This window comes from Isoptericola sp. AK164, assembly GCF_029643425.1.
GTDB classification, from domain to species: domain Bacteria; phylum Actinomycetota; class Actinomycetes; order Actinomycetales; family Cellulomonadaceae; genus Isoptericola; species Isoptericola haloaureus.
This window is the reverse complement of record NZ_CP119106.1, coordinates 3,480,988-3,501,944: the sequence shown is the minus strand read 5'-3', so window position 1 is coordinate 3,501,944 and position 20,957 is coordinate 3,480,988. Positions and strand designations below refer to the sequence as shown.

Genomic DNA, 20,957 nt, shown 5'->3' with positions numbered 1-20,957 from the left:
GCGGCCCCTGCCGTCAGTCCTCGTCCTCGACGAGCAGGTCGGCCGTGACGAGCACGTAGTCCTCGTCGCGCAGGTCCTTGATGATCTTGCCGACGGCGTCGACGGTGGTGGCGTGGATGTCGTGCATCAGCACGTTGCTGCCGGGCTCCACCTGCTGCCGCACGGCCCGACGGGTCTCCTTCGCGTCGCGGGTCTGCCAGTCGAGCGTGTCGAGGTTCCAGGTCATGACGTCGAGCCCGGTGCGGGTCGCGAGCGTGCGGACCCGGCCGTCGACGTCGCCGTAGGGCGGCCGCAGCAGGAACGGGGTGGTCCCGGTGGCGTCGGCGATCGCCTCGGAGGTGCTGCGCAGCTCCTCCCGGACCGCGGCGTCGCCGAGCGTGGTGAGCTGGGGATGGCTCCAGGAGTGGTTCGCGACCAGGTGCCCGCCGTCGGCCACCGCCCGGGCGATCTGCGGGTTCTTCGCGACGTTGTCGCCGACCATGAAGAACGTGGCGGGCGCGTCCTTGCGCTCCAGGATGCGGAGCAGGCGTTCGGTCTCCGCGACCGGACCGTCGTCGAAGGTCAGGGCGACGCACTGGTCGACGCGGCAGTCGACGCCGTCGGCACGCGCCGCCGCACGGCGCTCGGCGGTGATCTGGTCCAGCCGGGTGCGCCACAGCGACGCGGACGTCTCGAGCAGGGTGTCCCGCAAGGCGACGGCCTCGTCCGGGTCGACGGCGTCCACCCCGGCGTCCAGGACGGCCTCGGCCTCGGTGACCGCGTCGTCGAGGGTGCCGAGGCCGAGGTCCGCGTCCTGCGCGCGCAGGCCTGTCAGGGCGTAGCGGCCCTCGTCGGTGGCGGGCCGCAGCTCGGCGACGGCCCACTCGCGGCGGGCCGTCGCCACGGTGTCGGCCGTCGTGACGAGGTCGGTCGCCGCGGACTCGAGCGCAGCCGGGTCCGGCTGCGCGGCGTCGACGACCTCGACGGTCACCGCGGGGAGCTCCTCGGCGAAGAACGGGTTCGGCCGGGTCACCGCCTCCACCGTGCGGGTCTCGACGGGGTAGGCGACCTCGGCGTCGCGGAGCCGGCGGCCCTCAGCCAGGGCGTCGTCGAGCGGGTCCCGCACCGCGGGGTCGGCCACCTGGTCCTCGCTCGCCCGGTAGACCGGTCGGGCCTGGTCGATCGCCCCGGTGAGCGTGGCGAGACCGTCGGCGTAGGCCTCCTCGGCCCGGGCGCGCGAGGTCTCGGCCTCCTCGGTGACCCGGGCGACCTCCGCCTCGTACTCCGCCACCGCCTCGACCCAGGCACGGTGCTCCAGCTCGGCCGCGACGAACGCCGCGCCGGTGAGCAGCAGGACGAGCGTGCCGCCGAGCCACCACCAGCGGGCACGACGGCGGCGCGCCGGTGCCGGCGCCCCAGGATCCGGTGACGTGCTCACAGGGCGATCCTCCGGCCAACGGCCCCGCAGGGCCACCCCGGACCCGGGGTCCGCGCCAGGCGCTCGCGGACCGCGCGCACGACGGGCACCGGGACACCGCCCCGTCCGGTCGAACCGGTGTCCGGGGCCTGTCCGGAGCGGGGCCCGGGGCATAGCATCGGTGCCGACCTCGACACGGGAGACCCATGACCGAGCAGCACCGCACCGACCGGACCGACGCCGAGGGCGCGACGACAGACGGCGGGGACGCGACGCAGGCCGTCCCGGCGCCGACCGGCCGGTTCCCGACCGACCCCTCGACGCCGGACACGCAGGGGCTCGGCGCGGGCGACCCGCAGGAGACCCGGCCGCTCGACGTCGGCGCCGGCGAGGACACGCGGGTCGTCGACGCGGGTGCGGGCCAGGACACCCAGGTCCTCCCCGGTGGCGGCGTACCGCCGACCCGGCCCCTGGCCGGCCGGCCGCACCGGGAGTCCGTGATGCCCGCCGACCGGGGGTACGGCGCCGCCCCGTGGGCGCACCGGTCGGCGCCGGCCGAACGGTCCGCGCCGGCCGCCGGACCGCCGTCGGGTCCCACCGCTCCGCGCTCCGCGGCACCCGCCGGCGCCGCACCGGCGGGTCCGTCCTCCCCGGCACCGGCGCAGCACCCCGCACCCTGGCCCGGGACGGCCGCACCGCAGCGTGGGCCCGCGGCGCCACAGCGTCCGGCACCGCCTGCCCCGGCGCAGCGCGCGCAGACCGGCGGCACGGGCGGACGTCGCGGCACGGAGCCGACGGCGGTCGCCTCCCTGGTCACCGGCCTGCTCGGCATCGTGGTGCCCCTGGTGGGCGTCCTGGCGATCGTGCTCGGCGGCATCGGCCTGGACCGCACCCGCCGGCGCGGGACGAACGGCCGTGGCATGGCGCGGACGGGGCTGACGCTCGGGTCGCTGCAGGTGCTGTTCACGACGCTGCTGGTCGTCGGCGGCCTGATGTTCTGGAACGCCTACGGCGAGGACATCGAGGCCGGCCTGGCCCAGGTCGACGCGATCGCCGAGGGGCAGATGAGCGTCCCGGACGTCGTCCTCGGCGGTCTCACCGGCGACTACTCCTTCGACGACCTGCAGGAGCTCGGCGGCCTGGTCGGCGACGCCGACGAGCTGCAGGAGCTCGGCGGTCAGTGCCGCGCGGGCGAGGCCGCGGCGTGCGAGGACCTGCTCGACCGGGTGCCCGACGACCTGTTGCAGAGCTTCGGCGGGCCGTGACCGCCGTCGATCATTGTGCTACGCCGGGTCGTCGACCTTCTCGACAGCGCAGCGCTCGACGGCGAGCAGATCGACCGAGCTGCTCGCCGTCGAGCACCGCGGGCGATCAGGCGACGGGGACCGCGGAGTAGCCCGCCTCGTCGACGGCCGCGAGGACCTTCGACTCGTCGACAGCGTCGGATCCGGTGACGACGAGCGTGCCGGACTCCGCGCTCACCTGGACCTCCTCGACCCCGGGGACCGCGCCGACCTCCTCGCGGACCGACATCTCGCAGTGTCCGCACGTCATGCCGGTGACCTGGTACTGGTTCGTGCTCATCGACTCTCCTCCCGGGCCCGGTCGGGCCGCTCGTTCTCCAGCACGCTAATACCCCGCAGGGGTATTGCGCAACGACGGCGACGTCCCGCGACGTCGCCCCCTGTTGTGGACACCCGGGCCGTCGTGTTGTGTGGGGCGATGACTGAAGGAACCGACGCGCGACCGCGCAGCGAGCAGCTCGAGATCACCCGGATCGTGCTCCGGCCGACGGGCAACCCGCTGCCGCTGGGCTTCATGTCCCTCGCGGTGGCCACCGTCGGGTTCAGCTGCCTGCAGCTCGGGATCCTCAGCACCGCCGAGGAGAGCACGGTGGCGCTCGCCGTCCTCGTGCTCACCGTCCCGCTGCAGCTGCTGGCCGCGATCATCGGGTTCGGCGCCCGCGACCCCATCGCGGGTACCGGCATGGCCGTGGTGTCGGGGGTGTGGGCGATGCTGGCCGTGTCGACGCTGACTTCCCCGCCGGGGACGTCGAGCCCCGCGCTCGGCGTCCTGCTCCTGACGGCGGCGCTCGCGATGGTGGTCCCGGCCCTGGCGGCGGGCGGCAAGATCGTCGCGGCCGCCGTCATGATCGGCTCCGGCGTGCGGTTCGCGGTGACCGACGTCGCGGAGTTCACCGGGTCCGGCGGCTGGGAGACGACCGCCGGCGTCCTCGGCCTGGTCCTGGCCGCGATGGCGCTGTACGCCGCCCTCGGGTTCGTGCTCGAGGAGGTCGACCACCCGGTCCGTCTCCCGGTGCTGCGCCGCGGCGCCGGCCTCAAGCCCCTGCGCGACGACCTCGAGGAGCAGGTCGAGGGCGTCGCGCGGTCGGCCGGCGTCCGCCAGCAGCTCTGAGGCTCAGCGCCGCGCCGTGCCGGCGGACGTGTCCCGCCGCAGGTACCACCAGGCCACGACCACGCACAGCAGACCGTTGAGCAGGCCGAACACGACGTCCAGCGGGCCGTGCATGCCGCGGTAGATCCGCGAGAGGCCGACGAGGAACGGGATCGTCACGCAGACCACGGTGACCACCCGGCGCAGCGCCGGGTTCTCGATGCGCTGGGCGAGCATCGCCATGGTCAGCCACAGCGCCGTGGAGGCCCCGGTGTGCCCGCTCGGGAAGCTCGACGTCGGCGGCGCGTCGTCGAGCTTCTCGACGTCGGGGCGCTCGCGACCCACCAGGGCCGAGCTCGTGATGAACAGCAGCGACTGCAGGGAGACGGCCAGCGCCGGCACGACGGCGAACCACCACTGGCGGGTGCGCCACCACAGGATCGCGACGGTCAGTGCCGTCACGCCGATGACCACCTCGGTCATGCCGAAGCGACCGACCCACTCCGAGACCGTGTTCATCGTGGGGGTCCGGTGCGCGGCGAACCACTCCTCGACCGCGTTGCCCTCCGGGTAGTCGTCCAGGGGCCCGACGACGAGGAAGCCCACGCCAATCAGCACGAGCCAGCCGCCCAGGGCGGGCAGCAGCGCCCGTGTCGCGGCGTCCCGGGCCGCGGACTTGCCCGTCGGTCTGCTCGTGTCGAGCTCGTAACGGTGGACGAACGTGTTCATCGATGCTCCGCATCTGTCGTGCGGGTCGTGGGTGACCACCCGCGGTAACCGAGGTAGGAGGCGCCGGAGATGGTGACGCCCAGGAGGATGCCGCCGAGGACGTCGGAGGGGAAGTGCACCCCGAGGAAGATCCGGTCGGCGGCGGTGATCAGCGCGAACGTCGTCGCGGCGAGGGGGACGACGACGCGTCCGGTGCGGCCGAGGACGGGCCAGACGAGCAGGGTGAGCGTCACGGCGGCCGTCGTCGACGACGTCGCGTGCCCGGACGGGAAGCTGAGCCCTGGGGCGCTGAGGATCACCTCGTCGATCTCCGGCCGCACCCGTCCGACGGCCAGCTTGGCCAGGTTCGCCAGCCCCCACGAGACGAGCAGCGTGCCCACGGCCCACAGGGCGCGCCCGGGGTAGCCGCGGCGTCGCCACATCCACAGCGCGAGCAGTGCGCCGGCGAGCACGACCCAGCCGGGCTGCGTGACGGCCGACCAGACCACGAAGAAGTCCTGCAACCAAGGGTGGTCGAGCGTGACCGCGGTCGCGGCGTCGACCACCGACTGGTCGGCGTCCTGCACGGCGGCGCTCGACCGGACGAACCAGGCCAGGACCAGCATGGGGACGAAGCCGGCGACGGCGAAGGCGCCGGCGCGCAGCAGCGCGCGGGACCGGGGCGATCGTCGAGACATCCGGCGAGGCTAACCCGGGTGTCGTCGCAGCGCTCCTCGGAGCTGGAGAGCGCCCGACGGCCCGCGGGACCGGCCCGCCGTGGGGTGCCCTGACGCAGCACCCCACGGTCGGCCGGGGCGACGTAGCGTCGTGAGGGCCAGCACGAGAACGGAGCCAGCATGACCACGATGACCGCCCTGCAGACCACGCCCGGTGCGGTGCGACCGGAGCTCGTCCGGGTCCCCGTCCCCGCACCCGCCGACGACCAGGTCCTGGTGCGCACCCGGGCCGTGGCCGTGAACAACGCCGACGTCACCGAGGCCGCCGACGTGCGGATCCCCGGGTTCGAGTTCAGCGGCGAGGTGGTCGCCGCGGGCTCGGCCGTCGACCCGGCGGCCGTGGGTACGGCCGTCATGGGCGTGGGCCCGGGCGCCTTCGCCGAGTACGTCGCGGTCCACCACCGCCACGTCATGCCGGTGCCCGACGGCGTGCCCTCCGACGTGGCCGCCGGTCTGCCCACCGCGCTGCTCACCGAGTACGGGGCCCTGCGGCGTGCGCCGCTGTCCGCAGGCGACACCGTGCTGCTCACCGCCGCGACGTCGGCGATCGGGCTGGTGGGCGTCCAGGTCGCCACCGAGCTCGGCGCCGGCCGCGTCATCGCCACGACCCGGAGCGAGGAGCGGCGTCCGCTGCTGGAGGGCGTCGGTGCCCACGACGTCGTCGTGACGGGGACGGAGGACCTGGTGGCCCGCGTGCGCGAGCTGACCGGCGGCACGGGCGCCGACGTCGTCCTGGACCACGTCGGCGGTGCCGTCCTCGACGACGCGATCGCCGCCGTCCGACCGGGCGGGCGTGTCGTCAGCGTGGGCCGGCTGGCCGGACCGACGGCCGAGATCGACCTCTTCGCGCTCGCGCGCAGCGGTGCCGTGCTGCAGTCCGTGTCCTTTGGGTTCACCCCGGTCGAGGTCATCGGGGGCCTCTTGGAGGGCGTGACACGGGACCTGTCGGACGCGGTCTCGCAGGGGCGGGTCGCGCCGGTCGTGGGGCGGCACACCGCCTTCACGGACCTGCCCGCGACGCTCGCGGCGCTGGCCGCGGGCGAGCACGTCGACGGCAAGACCGTCGCGAGCCTCGGCGACGCCTGACGCGATCAGGGCACGGCGGGCGCCGTCGACTCCCGCACCACGAGCTGGGTCGAGAGCTGGACGTGGTGGGAGTCGGCCTGCTCCCCCCGCGCCTGCTGCAGCAGGGTGCGCAGGGCCACCCGGCCCATGTCGATGATCGGCTGGCGCACGGTCGTCAGCGGCGGCGCCGTCGACACGGCGGCGTACGTGTCGTCGAACCCCACGACGGACAGGTCCTCGGGGATGCGCAGCCCGCGCTGGCGCGCCGCCTCCAGCACGCCGAGGGCGGACGCGTCGCTGCCGGCGAAGACGGCGGTGGGCGGGTCGGGGCTCGCCATCATGCGGCGGGTCATCTCCAGCCCGGCGGTGAAGGTGAAGCCCTGCTCGAGCACGAGGTCCGGGTCGACCGGCGCGCCGGCCGAGCTCATGGCGCTGAGGAACCCCTGCAGGCGCTCGCGGGACGCCATGGACGCCGGCAGGCCGCCGGCGAACCCGATCCGGCGGTGGCCCAGGTCGAGCAGGTGCTGGGTGGCCTGCACCCCTCCGGTGAAGTTCGTGGCGCCCACGGAGGCCACGTCGTCGTCGAGCGGGTTGAGGGGGTCGATCACGACGATGCTCAGTCCCAGGCGACGCATCAGCGTGCGTTGGGAGGCCGTGAGCTCGGAGGTCACGACGATCACGCCCGTGCGGCCGCGGGCCCCGAGCCGTCGGATCCACGTCGCCGACAGCGGGCCGTCGCCCTCGGGGTCCGGGTCGAGCTTGTCGACCAGGACCTCGACCCCGTGCGCGTCGGCGGCGGTGATGATGCCGTCGAGGACCTGCATCGAGTACACGTTGACGAGCGTGTCGAAGACGACGTTGACCTTCTCCAGGGTGTCGCCCCCGCGCGGTCCGGTGCTCGGGACGTAGCCGAGCTCGTCGATCACCTGCTCGACCCGTTCGCGGGTGCGCGCGGACACGTCGGGACGTCGGTTGAGCACCTTGGACGCCGTGGCCTTCGAGACCCCGGCCAGGCGCGCGACGTGCGCCAGCGTGGCGCGGGGTGGTCCCGTCGCGGTCATGGTCCTCCTTCGGCCGGTGCGTAGCCAGCATAGATCAGAAACTGTTTCGACGTGCAGTGCCCCATTCATCCGCAATTTCTCCGTTGACATCCGCCGATCGCCCTGCCTAGCGTCTACTCGTTCACGAAACAGAATGAAACTGTTTCGAGCAGCGACCACGACGGTCGCCGACCGAGAGGACCGAGCAATGAAGCTGAGGACAGCACGACGCACCGGCGCCATCGCGACCGCGGTGGCGGTCGCCGCGACGCTGGCCGCGTGCGGCGGGGGCAACCAGCCGGGCGGCGCGTCGAGCGACGGTGCCAGCGCGTGGGCGCTGACCGGGGGGAGCGAGGACATGTTCCGCGCGTCCTTCGAGGACTGGAACGCCGAGAACCCCGAGCGGGAGATCGCCGTCGACTGGTTCGCCAACGACGCCTACAAGGAGAAGATCCGTACCGCCGTCGGGTCCGGCAACGCCCCGACGCTGGTCTACTCCTGGGCCGGCGGGACGCTCGCCGACTACGCCGAGAACGGCAACGTCGTCGACATCTCCGACGGCACGCAGGACCTCCTGGACCGGGTCATCCCGTCCGTGGCCGCCAACGGACAGATCGACGGCACGACCTACGCGGTGCCGAACACGCAGAGCCAGCCGGTCGTCCTGTACTACAACCAGGAGGTCCTGGACGCCGCGGGCGTCGAGGTCCCCACCACCTACGACGAGCTGCTCGACGCCGCGGCCGCGCTCCAGGAGGCCGACGTCATCCCCGTCGCCCTGGCCGGACAGAGCGTCTGGCCCGAGCTGATGTGGATCCAGTACCTCACCGACCGCATCGGCGGACCCGAGGTCTTCCAGGCCGTGCTCGACGGCGAGGAGGGTGCGTGGTCGGACCCGGCGATCGTCGAGGCGACCACGCGCATCCAGGAGCTCGTCGACGCGGGCGCCTTCGGGGACGCGTTCGGCTCGGTCAACGCCGACCAGAACGCTGACATCGCGCTCGTGCAGACCGGCAAGGCCGCCTTCGTGCTGCAGGGCAGCTGGGTCTACCCCAACTTCCTCGAGTCGTCGCCCGAGCTGGTCGAGTCCGGAGGCCTCGGCTACACCACCTTCCCCGCGGTCGACGGCGGCGCCGGCGACCCGACGAACATCGTGGGCAACCCGTCCAACTTCTGGTCCGTCTCGGCCTCGGCCTCTCCCGAGGCGCAGGAGACCGCCAAGGAGTACATCAGCACCCAGGTGCTGTCCGACGAGGCGGTCGACGAGCTGCTGGCGATCGGCACCGTGCCCCCGCTGACGGGCCTCGAGGACCGGATCGCGGAGCAGGAGAACCCCGAGTACCTGGAGTTCGTCTACGGCATGGTCCGCGACGCCCCGCACTTCCAGCTCTCCTGGGACCAGGCGCTGCCGGCCGACCAGGCGCAGGCCCTGCTGGACAACCTCAGCCAGGTGTTCCTGGGGCAGATCGACCCGCAGCAGTTCAGCGAGACGATGGACGCGACGCTGTGACTGCCCCCGCCACCACCGACGTGACCCGGGAGGCCCGCCCCGCGCGGCGGGCCCCCCGGGGCCGGGCGGCGGGCCCCAGCCTGTGGATGGCGGGCCCGGCCCTGGCCTTCTTCGGCCTGTTCGCGTTCGTCCCGCTGATCGGTGTCGTGGTGCTGTCCTTCATGAGCTGGGACGGCCTCGGCACCCCGACGTGGGCCGGGCTCGACAACTGGGGCCGCACGCTGACCGACCCGGTCACGCAGAACGCGATGTGGCTGACCGTCGTGCTGACGGTCGGGACCTGGCTCTTCCAGGCGCCCGTCTCGCTGCTGCTCGGCGTCTTCATGGCGGGCCGCCAGCGCTACCGCGCCGTGCTGTCCGTGCTGTTCTTCCTGCCGCTGCTCTTCTCGGCCGCGGCGGTGGCCATCGCCTTCACCGCGCTGCTGGACCCCAACTTCGGGCTCGGCGCCGCACTGGGGGCCGAGTGGCTCGCGCAGGACTGGATCGGCGACCCCGACCTGGCGATGTGGCTGGTGATCTTCGTCATCGGCTGGAGCTTCATCCCGCTGCACTCGCTGCTCTACCAGTCCGGCGTCCGGCAGATCCCGGCCTCGATGTACGAGGCCGCCCTGCTCGACGGCGCCGGCCGCGTGCAGCAGTTCTTCCGCATCACCGTCCCCCAGCTGAAGTACACGATGGTCACGTCCTCGACGCTGATGATCGTGGGCTCGCTGACGTACTTCGACCTGATCTTCGTCCTCACCGGCGGCGGCCCGGGCAACGCGACCCGCGTCCTGCCGCTGGACATGTACCTCACCGGATTCCGCTCCTACGACATGGGCAAGGCGAGCGTCATCGCCGTCCTGCTCGTCGTCGTCGGGCTGCTGGTCTCGCTCGCCCTCAACCGGCTCTCGGGCGCGAACCGCATGGAGTCGCAGCAGGAGGGAGTCTGATGACCGCGCGCAGCACCCGCACCACCCCGAACGTCCTCGGCGGGCTCGGGGGGTGGCTGTGGCTCCTCGTCGTGATCGTGCCGATCTACTACATCGTGGTCACCAGCCTGCGTCCGCAGGCCGACTACTACACCGAGAACCCCCTGTCGTGGCCGTCCGCGCCCACGATCGACGCCTACCGACAGGTGCTCGAGAACGACTTCCTGCGGTACTTCGCCAACTCGGTGATCGTCACCGGGACCTCGGTGGTCGTCATCCTCGCGGTCTCGCTCATGGCGTCCTACGTCGTGGTGCGCTCCGTCCGGCGCTCGACCTCGCGGCTCTTCCAGGTGTTCCTGCTGGGGATCGCCATCCCGATCCAGGCGACGATCATCCCCGTCTACTACCTCATCGTGCAGCTCGGGCTCTACGACACCCTGCTCGCGCTGATCCTGCCCTCCATCGCCTTCGCGATCCCGCTGTCGGTCCTCATCCTGACCAACTTCCTGCGCGACGTGCCCGGCGAGCTGTTCGAGTCCATGCGGGTCGACGGCGCGGGGGAGTGGCGCACGCTGTGGAGCCTGGCGCTGCCCCTGACGCGCCCGGCCATCGTCACCGTGGGCATCTACGACGGCCTGATGATCTGGAACGGGTTCCTGTTCCCCCTGGTCCTGACCCAGAGCGCCGAGACCCGCGTGCTGCCCCTGTCCCTGTGGGCCTTCCAGGGCGAGTTCTCCGTGAACGTGCCGGCCGTCCTGGCCGCCGTCGTCCTGTCCGTGCTCCCCATCCTGGCCGCCTACGCCGTCGGCCGCCGCCAGCTCGTCTCCGGGCTGACGGCCGGGTTCGGCAAGTAGTCCGACCGTCCCGACCTTCGCACCCCTGCACCGAAAGGCGTCATCACGATGACCATCCACCACGTCGCCACGACCGGGTCCGACACCGCCGACGGATCCGCGGGCGCACCCCTGCGCACCATCAACCGCGCCGCGGCGCTCGCCCGGCCCGGCGACACCGTCCGCGTCCACGGCGGCGAGTACCGCGAGTGGGTCCGGCCGGCCCGCGGCGGGCTCAGCGACCTGCGCCGCATCACCTACGAGGCCGCCGACGGCGAGCACGTGGTGATCAAGGGGTCCGAGCCGGTGACCGCCTGGCACCGCGAGGACGGTGACGTCTGGCGCGCCGAGGTGCCGAACAGCCTGTTCGGGGACCGCAACCCGTTCGTCGAGACCGTCGACGGCGACTGGCTCGTCCCGCCGGCGACCGGGGAGCGGCAGCACCTCGGCGAGGTCTACCTCGACGGGCGGAGCATGTACGAGGTGCACGACCGCGCCACCGTGTCCGCCCCGGTGGCGCGCACCGAGGCCGTGGACGGCTGGACCGGCACCACCGAGCCCGTCGAGGACCCGGAGTGGACCCGCGCCGTCTGGTACGCGGAGGTCGGCGAGGACACGACGACCATCTGGGCGAACTTCCTGGGGACCGACCCGACCGGCGCGCTGGTCGAGATCAACGTGCGCCCGGCCGTCTTCTACCCGACCGAGCACCACCTCGACTACATCACCGTGCGCGGGTTCGAGCTCGCCCAGGCCGCGACCCCGTGGACCCCGCCGACCGCCGACCAGCCCGGCCTGATCGGGCCCAACTGGGCCAAGGGCTGGGTCATCGAGGACAACGTCATCCACGACGCCAAGTGCTCGGCCGTGTCGCTGGGCAAGGAGATCTCGACGGGCCACAACTACGCCACCGAGCGCGGCGACAAGCCCGGCTACCAGTACCAGCTCGAGTCGGTGTTCGCGGCCCGCCAGATCGGGTGGGACCGCGAGCGCGTCGGCTCCCACGTGGTGCGCCGCAACACGATCTTCGACTGCGGGCAGAACGGCGTGGTCGGCCACCTGGGCGCGGTGTTCTCGACGATCGAGGACAACCACATCCACCACATCGCGACGAAGCGCGAGTTCTACGGCTACGAGATCGGCGGCATCAAGCTGCACGCCGCCGTCGACGTGCAGGTCGTGCACAACCGCATCCACGACTGCACCCTCGGGGTGTGGCTGGACTGGCAGACGCAGGGCACGCGCGTGGCGCGCAATCTGTTCTACGCGAACACGCGCGACCTGTTCGTCGAGGTCAGCCACGGTCCCTACGTCGTGGACCACAACGTCTTCGCCTCGCCGGTCGCGCTGGAGGTGTTCAGCCAGGGCGGCGCGTACGTCAACAACCTCGTCGCGGGCGCGGTGCGCCTGGAGCAGGTCATGGACCGTGCCACGCCGTACCACCGGCCGCACAGCACCGAGGTCGCGGGGTTCGCCGTGGTCTGCGGCGGCGACGACCGCTACGTCGGCAACCTGTTCCTCGGCGGTGACGCCGACCGCGCGTTCGCCCCGGGCAGCAAGGGCCACCGGCTCACGACCTACGGCACGCACGGCTACGACGGCTGCCCGGCGAGCCTCGAGGAGTACCTCGGCGGCATGGACCAGTCCAAGGGCGACCACGAGCGGTTCCACGGCCTGCGTCAGCCCGCGTACGTGCACCACAACGCCTACGCCGGCGGTGCGGCGCCGTACGAGCAGGAGAAGGACGCCCTGGTGCTGGACGACGCCGTGACGTGCGCCGTCGTCGACCAGGGCGACCAGGTCGTGCTCGAGACGAACCTGCCGGAGGCGCTCGTGGCCGCGCACGTCGGCCTGGTCACGGCGGCCGACCTGCCGCGCGTGCGGTACGTCGACGCGGACTTCGAGGAGCCCGACGGGACGCCGCTGGTGGTGGGGACCGACCTGCTGGGCCGGGAGAAGGAGGCCGGTGCGGGCTACCCCGTCGGACCGCTCGCCACGGTCGACGCCGGCCTGTCCCGCGTCCGCGTCTGGTGACGCGAGGTCGTGGGCGGACGTCCTGACGAGGACGTCCGCCCACGACGCCGGTCAGTCGGCACGGTGGTGCGGCGGCACCTCGTAGAGCAGGTGCTCGGTGTGGTGCAGCACGTTCGCGACGAGCGCCGCGACGTGCTCGTCCGGCTGGCCGTAGTAGACGGTCGTGCCGTCCCGGCGCGACGTCACGAGGCGAGCGGCGCGGAGCTTGGCGAGGTGCTGGGAGACGGCCGGGCCGGGACGGTCGAGCCGTCTGGCGATCTCGCCCACCGACATCTCGGTCCCGTCGAGCATCGCCAGGACGGCCAGGCGGGTGCGGTCCGCGAGCAGGCGGAGGACGTCGACGGCGTGGTCGAGCTCCAGGTCCGGTGGTGCGCTGCGCTCGGTGGTGGCCACGGGACTCATGATCGCACCGGTGGCTCCGCGCGGGCAGGCCCCGCGGCAGCCGGGGTGCGACCCCGCGGCCACAGCAGGGCCGCCGCCGTGGTCGCGGAGGCGGCGAGCGCGGTGAGGACCAGGGCGGTCGCGGGCAGGCCGACCGCCGTGCCGAGCCATCCGGCCAGCGGGTAGGTCACCAGCCAGCACGCGTGCAGCAGCGCGAACTGGGCCGCGAAGACGGCCGGACGGTCCGCGGCCGGGATCGTGCGGCGCACGATCCGGCCGACGGGCGTCTCGACGGACGCCCACCCGAGGCCGACCAGCGCCCACAGCCCGGCGACCGCCGTGAGCCCGACCCCGGCGGACGGCGCGGCGAGGGCGAGCGGGACGACGGCGGTGGCCGCGGTGAGCAGCCCGGCCCCGCCCACCATGACCCACCGCTCGGGCCGACGGCGGAGCACGCGCGGGAGGGCGACGGCCGCCGCCATGGAGCCGACGCCGTTCGCGGCGAGGAGCAGCGCGACGACGGCCTCGCCCTGCCCGAACGTCGAGCGCGCCACGACCACCGTCTGGACGATGACGAACGCGCCGGCCGCGGCGACGGCCATGTTCAGCGCCAGGACCGGGCGCAGGGCCGGGGTGCGCACGACGAGCCGGGTCCCGTGCCGGACGCGCTCGCCGAAGGGCATCCGCGGGCCGTCCCCGGCGTTCTCCGCGCCCCGCCGCGGCAGCACCGTGGCGGCGACGAGGAGCGCCGACGCGCCGAACCCGACCGCGGTGCCGAGGAACAGGGCCGCGCTGGGCACGACGAGCAGCAGGGCCGCCGCGAGCACGGGGGCGAGCACGGCCTCGAGGTCGTACGCCAGCCGGGACAGGGACAGCGCCGCGGTGTACTCCTCCTCGTCGTCGAGCACGTCGGGGATCACGGACTGGAACGTGGGGGTGAACGTGGCGGACGCGGCCTGCAGGACGAAGACGAGGACGTAGACCTGCCAGACCTCGCCGACGAACGGCAGCGACCCGGCGACCAGCAGCCGGACGACGTCGGAGCCGACCATGACCGCGCGTCGCGGGAGCCGTGCGACGGCGGCCGCGGCCAGGGGCGCGACGACCACGTAGGCGACCATCTTCACCGCGAGCGCGGTGCCGAGCACCTGGCCGGCGTCGACGCCGGCCAGGTCGTAGGCGAGCAGCCCGAGGGCGACCGTGGCGAGCCCGGTGCCGGCGAGCGCGACCACCTGGGCGAGGAAGAGCCGGCGGTAGACGCGACGGGTCAGGACGTGCAGCACGGACCCATCATCTGCGTATCTGCATAGACGTGCAACCATGCAGGGTTCGCCCGGAGGCGGCCGCGCGTATCAGGTGGGCCGGGACGCCGCTCCAGACCATCAGAGGAGAGGTCTCACCGACGGAGGTGGCCGCCGTGGCTCCTCGAGCGGTACGGAGGGTGCTGGGGGTCGTCCTCGGCCTGCTGCTGGGGACCGCGGCCGTCGTCGACTCGAACCCCACGCTGAGCGTCGAACCAGGGGCCGGGGCGCCCGAGACCGAGGTCTCCGTCGTGGTCCAGGGGTTCACCGACTGCCCGGACGACACCACCGACGCCCGGAGGGTCGAGCTGCTGTGGGACGGCGACGAGCTCGTCGGGTCCGTCGTGCTCGTGCTCACGGGCGTCGCCGCCGTCGTCGAGGGCGGCGCGCTGGTCGCCGTCCGCGGCGGCTCGGCCGAGATCACCGGCACGCTCTCCCTGGACGGCGTGCGGCTGGTGGAACGGCGGCGCACGGTCGACGTCCGGCTCCTGGTCCACCTGCGCCGGCCGCTCGTGCTGGCCTAGGACCCGACCCGTTCCTCGGGGCCGACGACGACGAACTGCCCCATCATGCCGATGTCCTCGTGCCACAGCAGGTGGCAGTGGTACATGTACGGCAGGTCAGGGTCGGTGTGCTCCGTGAAGCGCAGCGCGAGCCGCACGGGCACCCCGGGGGGCAGGTAGACGGTGTCCTTCCACCCGGCCAGATGGGGCGGCGGCTGCTCGCCGCCCAGGTCGGCGACCTGGAACTGGACGTCGTGGACGTGGAAGTTGTGGGGCGTGCGCGTGGTGTTCAGCACCTCCCACACCTCGAGCTCGTCGACAGTGACCACCTCGTCGATCCGCGACATGTCCATCGGCTGCTCGTTGATGCGGTCGGTCCGCATCTCGAACCGGCGTGTCCGCACGGCCTCCGCGAGGTCGTACCGCGGGACCTCGACCAGCCGCGACGGGACCGGGGCGCTCGCGGGGAGCCCGGCCGGGGCGGAGAGGGCGAGTACGTCGAGCTCGTCCTCCCCGCCCGTCGTCCCGGCGACGTCCCCGAGGTCCTGCGGGAACGACCGCAGCACCAGCGACTCGCCCGGCTCGACGTGCACGACGATCTCGGCCCGCTCGCCCGGGGTGAGCTGCACACGCGGGGTGCGGACCGGCTCGGGCAGCAGGCCGCCGTCGGAGGCCACGAGGTCCACGGGACGGCCGTCGGAGAGGCCGAAGGCGTAGCTGCGGGCCGTGGAACCGTTGAGGATCCGCAGCCGGGTCGACCGGGCGGCGAGCTCGAGGCTCGCGTCGGCGACCCCGTTGACGAGCACCGTGCTGCCGAGCATCCCCGGTCCGCGGCGCTCGGTCTCCACCAGCGCACCGGTGTCGTCGAGCTCCTTGTCCTGGACGATCAGAGGAATGTCGTCGACCCCGTACTCGCGGGGGAGCCCGAGGGCCGCCTCGTCCTCGTCGTCGACGATCAGGAGGCCCGTCAGGCCCCGGTACACGTGCCGCTCCGTCGCCCCGTGCGGGTGGGGGTGGTACCAGAGCGTCGCGGCGGGCTGGTCGACCTGCCAGCTCACGTCCCAGGTCTCGCCGGGCTCGATCGGCTGGTGCGGCCCGCCGTCGGCCGCCGCGGGCAGGTGCATGCCGTGCCAGTGGACCGTCGTGGTCTCGGCGAGGTCGTTGCGGATCCGCATGCGCACCCGGTCGCCGCGCGACACCCGCAGCGTCGGTCCCAGCACGGGGCCGTCGAACCCCCAGGTCTCCGTCGACGTCCCCGGGACGAGCTCGGTGCGGCCGACCTGCGCGGCGAGGTCGAAGACCGGGCCGTCGGGTCCGGGTGCCCCGGTGAGGAGTGCGGGGACGCGGAGGGTCCCGCCGGCACCGGCAGGTCGGGTGCTCGCCGGGGACGGCGACGGGGCGGTGGTCGGTGACGTGCCGGGTCCCGAGGGAGCGCAGGCCGCCAGGACGGCGGTCCCGATCCCGGCCCCGGCCAGGGTCAGGAAGGATCGACGGTCGAGGAGCGGGGCATCGGGAGGAGTCATCGGTCGCGGGGCCCTTCGGTCGTGGTGCGGCGGCGGCCGACCTCAGCGTCCCCCGGGTGGACCGGGGCAGGGAGTGCCTGGCGAGAGGTGTTCTCCCAGGGCATCCCAGCCCACCGGCGAGGGACGTAGCGTCCCGGGGATGAGCACTCGTCCCCGCCCGCACGCCGCGGGCTCGCCCGCCCGGCCCGCCTCGTCGACACGCCGCGCGCTCGGGCGCCTCGTGCTCCCGGCCGTCCTGCTGGGGCTGTCCGCCTGCGCCGGCGGCCCCGGCCCGTCCGCCGCGGGGCCGTCCGCCGCGACCGCGACGCCGGGGCCGACGGGACCCGCAGCGGCCGACGACGCCGGCGCGTCCGCTCAGGCCGCTGCCGACGTGCAGGTCAGCATCACCGATACCTCGTTCTCCGTGGGTGCGGAGACGATCGCCGCGGGGGAGAGTGTGCTGGTGACGAACGACGGCCGTCTGGAGCACTCGTGGACCTCCGAGGAGGCCGGTGTGGACACCGGAGTGCTCGGTCCCGGCGAGAGCGTCACGGTCACGGCAGGGGCCACGGGGACGTTCACGTTCTCGTGCACCGTGCACCCGCTGATGACCGGGACGGTCACCGTCTCCTGACCACCCACCGAGGAGCTCCCATGACGATCCGACTCACGGTCGCGGGCCGTGACCTCACCGCCACCCCGGCGGACGGCGCGGCCGCGCGCGACTTCCTCGCGCTGCTGCCGCTCACCCTCACCCTCGACGACTTCCACGGCATCGAGAAGGTCGCCGACCTGCCGTCCCGCCTCTCCACGGCGGGCGAGCCGGACGGGACCACCGGGAACGCCGGCGACCTCATGTACTACGCCCCCTGGGGCAACCTCGCGATCTTCTACCGCGACTTCGGCCACGCGCCGGGTCTGGTGCGGCTCGGGGCGTTCGACGACGCGGACGCGGCCGCCGTCCTGGGCGCGCTGGACGGTCCGACCGAGGTCACGATCTCGGTCGTCGACTGACGGTCCGGCGGGTGGCCGGCCGGCCACCCGCCGGACCGCGGGTCACGCCGTGGTCCGCTCGCGACCGTCGCCGAAGAGCAGCACGACCCGTCCGCGCAGACCGCCCCGGTCGAGGCGGCGGTGGGCGTCGAAGACGTCGGCCGCGGAGAAGGTCTCCGCCACGCGCATCGGCAGCAGGCCCGCCTCGACCTGCTCGCGCAGCCGGACGATCGCGGCGTGGTCGGTGGCGCGCTCGCGGACGTTGACGTGCGCGACGTGGATGCCGCGCCCGGGGTCGCCGTCCCAGAAGCGCAGGTCGACGAGCGTGCCGCCGTCGCGGACGGCTGGGGTGATCCGGTCGTACAGGCAGGCGGCGTCGATCACGGCGTCGACACCGCCGGGCACGAGGCCGAGGACGTCCACGACGGCGTCGTCCCCGCGCGGGACGAACTCGTCCGCGCCGGCCGCGCGCAGGGCCGCCTCGTCGGCGGGTGAGGCGAGAGCGACCACCCGGAGGCCCTCGGCGTGCGCCAGCGCGACGGCGTAGCCGCCGACCGCCCCGGCCGCACCGGTCACGAGCACGGAGGATCCCTCGGGCAGGGCGAGGACGTCGAGGGCGTTGCGGGCGGTGAGCGCGTTCATGAGGAAGGACGCGGCCTCCGCGAAGCTCGCCCCGGCCGGTGCCGCGGTGACGGACGCGGCCGGCAGCACGACGTGCTCGCTGTAGCCGCCGTGGCTCCCGGTGTTGTCGACGACGCCGACCACGAACCGGCCGGTCTCGACGGCGATCTCGGGGTCGACGTCGGGCCCGACCTCGTCCACGAGGCCGGCGACGTCCATGCCCGGGACGTAGGGCGGCTCGAGGCCCTCGTACACGGCTGCCAGGGACCCGTCGCGGAGCATCACGTCCGCGGGGTTGAGCGCGGCCGCACGGACCGCCACGCGGACCTCGCCGGGTCCGGCGTGGGGCTCGGGCAGCTCCACGGGGCGCAGGACCTCGGGTCCGCCGTAGGTCGTCAGTCCGAGTGCTCGCATCGGGACATCCTTCACGATCGGTGGTGCGGTGGACGGGCCGGCGGCGTCGCACGCGCAGGGCCCGCCGTCCACCGTCTCCCGGGCGGGTCCGGCGCGGGAGACACTGCTGGTACACCCCTCGTCAGTGACTGTCGCGCCCGAGCGTGCCGGGGTGTGCTCGCCGGGTGCAACCACGGACCCGCCTCGGCTTCGCCGCCGCCACCGTCTCGCTGGTGGCGGTCTTCGCCGCCTCCGGCTCGCCGATCCCGCTGTACGAGCGGTACCGCGTGCAGGACGGCCTCACCACCGGTGACCTCTCGATCGCGGCGGTGTCGTACTTCGTGGCGGTGATGGTCTCCCTGGTCGTGCTCGGACGCCTGTCGGACCACCTCGGTCGGCGCACCGTGAGCCTGGCGGCCGTCGCGCTGGCGGCGGTGGGCAGTCTCGCCCTGCTCGACGTGACCGGCCTGTCCGTGCTCGTCACCGGCCGGGTGCTGCACGGCGTGGCGTGCGGGCTCGCGTCGTCGGCGCTGACGACGTACGTCGTCGACCTGGCACCGGACCGGCCGCGCTGGCTGGCCGCCGCCACGGCGGCCGGGTCGCCGTTGATCGGTCTCACCCTCGGCGCGCTGGGCACCGGGGCGCTCGCGGAGCACGGCCCGGCGCCCGAGCGGACGCCGTACCTGGTCGTCACGGCCGTGCTCGCGGTCTGTGCCGCGCTGCTGGTCGGCAGCCCCGAGCCGGTCGGACGCCGATCCGGGGCCTTCGCGTCCCTGCGTCCCCGGGTCTCCCTGCCGCCGGCGACCCGGCCGCTGCTGCCCGCAGCGATCGCCGTGTTCTGCGCCACCTGGGCGCTCGGTGGCTTCTACCAGGCGTTCAGCCCGACCATCGCCGCCCGCGACCTCGGCACCGACAGCACGCTGGTCGCGGGGACCGTCTTCGCGGCCTTCATGGCCCCGTACGCGTTCGGGGGGCCGCTGACCGGACGGCTCGCCGCGGGCGCGGCCCAACGGCTCGGCATCGTCGTGTTCGCGCTGGCCGTGACGGGCGTCGTCGTGGGCCTGCACACCGGGTCCGTCGTGACCGTCGTGCTGTGCGGCGTCGTCGCCGGGGCCGGGCAGGGCGCGGCGTTCACCGGGACGATGCGCGGGCTGCTCGCCCGGACGGACCCGGCCGAGCGGGCCGGGCTCATGGCCACCGTCTACCTGTTCTCCTACGGGGGAGCGGCGGTGCCGAGCCTGGTCGCGGGGCGGCTGTCCGCCACGCTCGAGCTGTCCTGGATCGCCGTCGGCTACGCGGCGCTCGCGCTCCTGGCGGTCGGTGTCGTGCTCGGGTCCTCGGCCCGGCCGAGGGCGAGGGTGGGCGCCCGTCCGTGACGGGTGGGCCCGGCCGACCTCGGCAGCGCAGGGTCAGGGCAGGAGCGCGGCGAGGCCGGGGACGGCGGCGACGACAGCGCTGGTCGTGGCGACGAGGACGGCTCCGCAGGCCATGCCGATCGCCGCGTAGGTCCCAGTCTCGGCGTCGATCTCGAGGGCGCGGCTGGTCCCGATCGCGTGCGACGAGACGCCGATGGCCAGGCCTCGCGCCCGGGGGTCCGTGATCCGCAGCGCCCGGAGCAGCGGCGGACCCGCCGACGCTCCCAGGACCCCGGCGAAGATCGCGACGACGGCGGCGGTCCCCGCCGACCCGCCCAGGCCGGCGCTCACCGCCGAGGAGACCGGGGACGTCGCGTGCATCGGCACCAGGGTGGCGACCGTGCCCGGGTCGACGTCGAGCACTGCGGCGAGCCCGAGCACCACGGCGGCTGCCGCGACGACTCCGGCGAGGGCCGAGGTCAGCAGTCCGGGCAGCACGGCGGCGATCTCGGCCCGGTAGCGGTGGACGGGCAGCGCCAGGGCGACGACGGCCGGCCCGAGCAGTGCCGAGAGCGGTGCGGACGTGCGGGCGAACTGGTCGTAGGGAACGTCCGAGACCAGCAGCACGGCGGCCACCACGACGATCGCGACGAGGATCGGGGGGACGACGCGCGCGGCGGCCGGCACGGTGCGCAGGACGAGGACGGCGAGGACCCACCCCCCGAGGGTGAGCACGGTGCCCCACACCGGGACGTCGGTCACGAGCGTGCTCATGCCCGCCTCCTGGCGAACGTCCAGCGTGACACGGCGGCCACGACCGTGACGGCGACGACCCAGCTGGCCGCGACGGTCAGCCCGACCACCCACCACTGCTGGCGCAGGAGGGTCAGCTCGGCCACGACCCCGACGGCCACCGGGACCAGCAGGAGCGGCAGCAGGGCGACGAGCACCGCACCGATGCCGCCGAGGCAGCGCTCGAGCCGCTCGCCCCACGGTGTCCGGAGCAGCGCGAGCAGGAGGACCATGCCGATAATGCCTCCGGGGACGGGCCAGCCGACCGCCGACGACAGGACCGCCCCGACGGCGTAGAGGCCGTAGAGGACGGCGAGGCCGGCGACGGCGCGTGCGACGGTCCGCGGCGGCGGGATGCTGTCTGCGCTCATCCTGTTCTCCCTCGTTACCTTCCGTGCTGCAGAAGAGAAGTTCCTTCTCGTGGAACCTATCGCCCCCGCAGGGCGCTCTTGGCGTCGATCATCGCATGATTGACAGACAAGTCATCA

At 73.8% G+C, this 20,957-nt stretch carries 22 protein-coding genes; 11 read left to right on the top strand and 11 right to left on the bottom strand.

Features of this window, described 5'->3' with window-relative positions:
- Nucleotides 1-13: 13 nt before the first annotated feature.
- Complete coding sequence (locus tag PO879_RS15985; protein ID WP_278235846.1) at nt 14-1,417, bottom strand: polysaccharide deacetylase family protein; 1,404 nt, start codon at nt 1,415-1,417, stop codon at nt 14-16.
- Nucleotides 1,418-1,602: 185 nt separating this feature from the next.
- Here PO879_RS15985 and PO879_RS15980 point away from each other — a divergent pair, with 185 nt between their 5' ends.
- Nucleotides 1,603-2,661 (top strand): DUF4190 domain-containing protein, encoded by a 1,059-nt coding sequence (locus PO879_RS15980; RefSeq protein ID WP_278235845.1) that lies wholly within the window; start codon nt 1,603-1,605, stop codon nt 2,659-2,661.
- Nucleotides 2,662-2,767: 106 nt separating this feature from the next.
- On the opposite strand, the gene PO879_RS15975 is transcribed toward PO879_RS15980, so the two are convergent.
- Nucleotides 2,768-2,980 (bottom strand): heavy-metal-associated domain-containing protein, encoded by a 213-nt coding sequence (locus PO879_RS15975; RefSeq protein ID WP_278235844.1) that lies wholly within the window; start codon nt 2,978-2,980, stop codon nt 2,768-2,770.
- Nucleotides 2,981-3,118: 138 nt separating this feature from the next.
- Between PO879_RS15975 and PO879_RS15970 the strand changes: the two genes are divergently transcribed.
- A complete protein-coding gene (locus tag PO879_RS15970; protein WP_278235843.1) occupies nt 3,119-3,811 on the top strand; it encodes a GPR1/FUN34/YaaH family transporter in 693 nt (230 codons plus the stop codon).
- A gap of 3 nt (nt 3,812-3,814) precedes the next feature.
- Here the strand turns inward: PO879_RS15970 and PO879_RS15965 are convergent, their stop codons facing one another.
- Both PO879_RS15965 and PO879_RS15960 read right to left on the bottom strand, forming a co-directional pair.
- Nucleotides 3,815-4,519, bottom strand: coding sequence for a phosphatase PAP2 family protein (locus PO879_RS15965; RefSeq protein ID WP_278235842.1), 705 nt, complete (start codon nt 4,517-4,519; stop codon nt 3,815-3,817).
- Nucleotides 4,516-5,196, bottom strand: a complete 681-nt coding sequence (locus PO879_RS15960; RefSeq protein WP_278235841.1) for a phosphatase PAP2 family protein — start codon at nt 5,194-5,196, stop codon at nt 4,516-4,518. Before PO879_RS15960 ends, PO879_RS15965 begins: the two co-directional genes overlap by 4 nt.
- Before the next feature lie 159 nt (nt 5,197-5,355).
- On the opposite strand from PO879_RS15960, the gene PO879_RS15955 reads away from it, so the two are divergent.
- The gene (locus tag PO879_RS15955; RefSeq protein WP_278235840.1) at nt 5,356-6,321 is read left to right on the top strand and encodes a zinc-binding dehydrogenase; all 966 of its coding nucleotides are present in this window, start codon (nt 5,356-5,358) and stop codon (nt 6,319-6,321) included.
- A gap of 5 nt (nt 6,322-6,326) precedes the next feature.
- On the opposite strand, the gene PO879_RS15950 is transcribed toward PO879_RS15955, so the two are convergent.
- Nucleotides 6,327-7,361: a LacI family DNA-binding transcriptional regulator gene (locus PO879_RS15950; RefSeq protein WP_278235839.1), complete on the bottom strand. Its 1,035-nt coding sequence runs from the start codon at nt 7,359-7,361 to the stop codon at nt 6,327-6,329.
- A gap of 187 nt (nt 7,362-7,548) precedes the next feature.
- Between PO879_RS15950 and PO879_RS15945 the strand changes: the two genes are divergently transcribed.
- The 4 genes from PO879_RS15945 to PO879_RS15930 all read left to right on the top strand — a co-directional run bounded on the left by PO879_RS15945 (nt 7,549) and on the right by PO879_RS15930 (nt 12,628).
- On the top strand, nt 7,549-8,850 hold the full coding sequence (locus PO879_RS15945) for an extracellular solute-binding protein (protein ID WP_278235838.1): 1,302 nt from the start codon (nt 7,549-7,551) through the stop codon (nt 8,848-8,850).
- A gap of 86 nt (nt 8,851-8,936) precedes the next feature.
- Nucleotides 8,937-9,782: a sugar ABC transporter permease gene (locus tag PO879_RS15940; RefSeq protein ID WP_278237571.1), complete on the top strand. Its 846-nt coding sequence runs from the start codon at nt 8,937-8,939 to the stop codon at nt 9,780-9,782.
- Nucleotides 9,782-10,615 (top strand): carbohydrate ABC transporter permease, encoded by an 834-nt coding sequence (locus PO879_RS15935; RefSeq protein ID WP_278235837.1) that lies wholly within the window; start codon nt 9,782-9,784, stop codon nt 10,613-10,615. Before PO879_RS15940 ends, PO879_RS15935 begins: the two co-directional genes overlap by 1 nt.
- Nucleotides 10,616-10,663: 48 nt before the next feature.
- On the top strand, nt 10,664-12,628 hold the full coding sequence (locus tag PO879_RS15930; RefSeq protein WP_278235836.1) for a right-handed parallel beta-helix repeat-containing protein: 1,965 nt from the start codon (nt 10,664-10,666) through the stop codon (nt 12,626-12,628).
- A gap of 51 nt (nt 12,629-12,679) precedes the next feature.
- Here PO879_RS15930 and PO879_RS15925 read toward each other — a convergent pair whose 3' ends face one another.
- Together PO879_RS15925 and PO879_RS15920 are read right to left on the bottom strand one after the other, a co-directional pair.
- Nucleotides 12,680-13,021 (bottom strand): metalloregulator ArsR/SmtB family transcription factor, encoded by a 342-nt coding sequence (locus tag PO879_RS15925; RefSeq protein ID WP_278235835.1) that lies wholly within the window; start codon nt 13,019-13,021, stop codon nt 12,680-12,682.
- A 5-nt stretch (nt 13,022-13,026) separates the two neighbouring features.
- Nucleotides 13,027-14,292, bottom strand: a complete 1,266-nt coding sequence (locus PO879_RS15920; protein ID WP_278235834.1) for an MFS transporter — start codon at nt 14,290-14,292, stop codon at nt 13,027-13,029.
- A gap of 134 nt (nt 14,293-14,426) precedes the next feature.
- Here PO879_RS15920 and PO879_RS15915 point away from each other — a divergent pair, with 134 nt between their 5' ends.
- A complete protein-coding gene (locus PO879_RS15915) occupies nt 14,427-14,834 on the top strand; it encodes a hypothetical protein (RefSeq protein ID WP_278235833.1) in 408 nt (135 codons plus the stop codon).
- On the opposite strand, the gene PO879_RS15910 is transcribed toward PO879_RS15915, so the two are convergent.
- Nucleotides 14,831-16,336, bottom strand: a complete 1,506-nt coding sequence (locus tag PO879_RS15910; RefSeq protein ID WP_278235832.1) for a multicopper oxidase domain-containing protein — start codon at nt 16,334-16,336, stop codon at nt 14,831-14,833. The two genes, PO879_RS15915 and PO879_RS15910, sit on opposite strands and share 4 nt — an antisense overlap.
- Before the next feature lie 139 nt (nt 16,337-16,475).
- On the opposite strand from PO879_RS15910, the gene PO879_RS15905 reads away from it, so the two are divergent.
- Both PO879_RS15905 and PO879_RS15900 read left to right on the top strand, forming a co-directional pair.
- Nucleotides 16,476-16,949, top strand: a complete 474-nt coding sequence (locus PO879_RS15905) for a cupredoxin domain-containing protein (protein ID WP_278235831.1) — start codon at nt 16,476-16,478, stop codon at nt 16,947-16,949.
- Nucleotides 16,950-16,969: 20 nt separating this feature from the next.
- Nucleotides 16,970-17,329 (top strand): cyclophilin-like fold protein, encoded by a 360-nt coding sequence (locus PO879_RS15900; protein ID WP_278235830.1) that lies wholly within the window; start codon nt 16,970-16,972, stop codon nt 17,327-17,329.
- Between the two features lie 42 nt (nt 17,330-17,371).
- Here PO879_RS15900 and PO879_RS15895 read toward each other — a convergent pair whose 3' ends face one another.
- Nucleotides 17,372-18,343, bottom strand: coding sequence for an NADP-dependent oxidoreductase (locus PO879_RS15895; RefSeq protein ID WP_278235829.1), 972 nt, complete (start codon nt 18,341-18,343; stop codon nt 17,372-17,374).
- Between the two features lie 164 nt (nt 18,344-18,507).
- Between PO879_RS15895 and PO879_RS15890 the strand changes: the two genes are divergently transcribed.
- The gene (locus PO879_RS15890) at nt 18,508-19,698 is read left to right on the top strand and encodes an MFS transporter (protein ID WP_278235828.1); all 1,191 of its coding nucleotides are present in this window, start codon (nt 18,508-18,510) and stop codon (nt 19,696-19,698) included.
- Between the two features lie 33 nt (nt 19,699-19,731).
- On the opposite strand, the gene PO879_RS15885 is transcribed toward PO879_RS15890, so the two are convergent.
- A complete protein-coding gene (locus PO879_RS15885; protein ID WP_278235827.1) occupies nt 19,732-20,451 on the bottom strand; it encodes an LrgB family protein in 720 nt (239 codons plus the stop codon).
- Nucleotides 20,448-20,840: a CidA/LrgA family protein gene (locus tag PO879_RS15880; RefSeq protein ID WP_278235826.1), complete on the bottom strand. Its 393-nt coding sequence runs from the start codon at nt 20,838-20,840 to the stop codon at nt 20,448-20,450. The genes PO879_RS15885 and PO879_RS15880 overlap by 4 nt, the downstream gene beginning before the upstream one ends.
- Between the last annotated feature and the right edge of the window lie 117 nt (nt 20,841-20,957).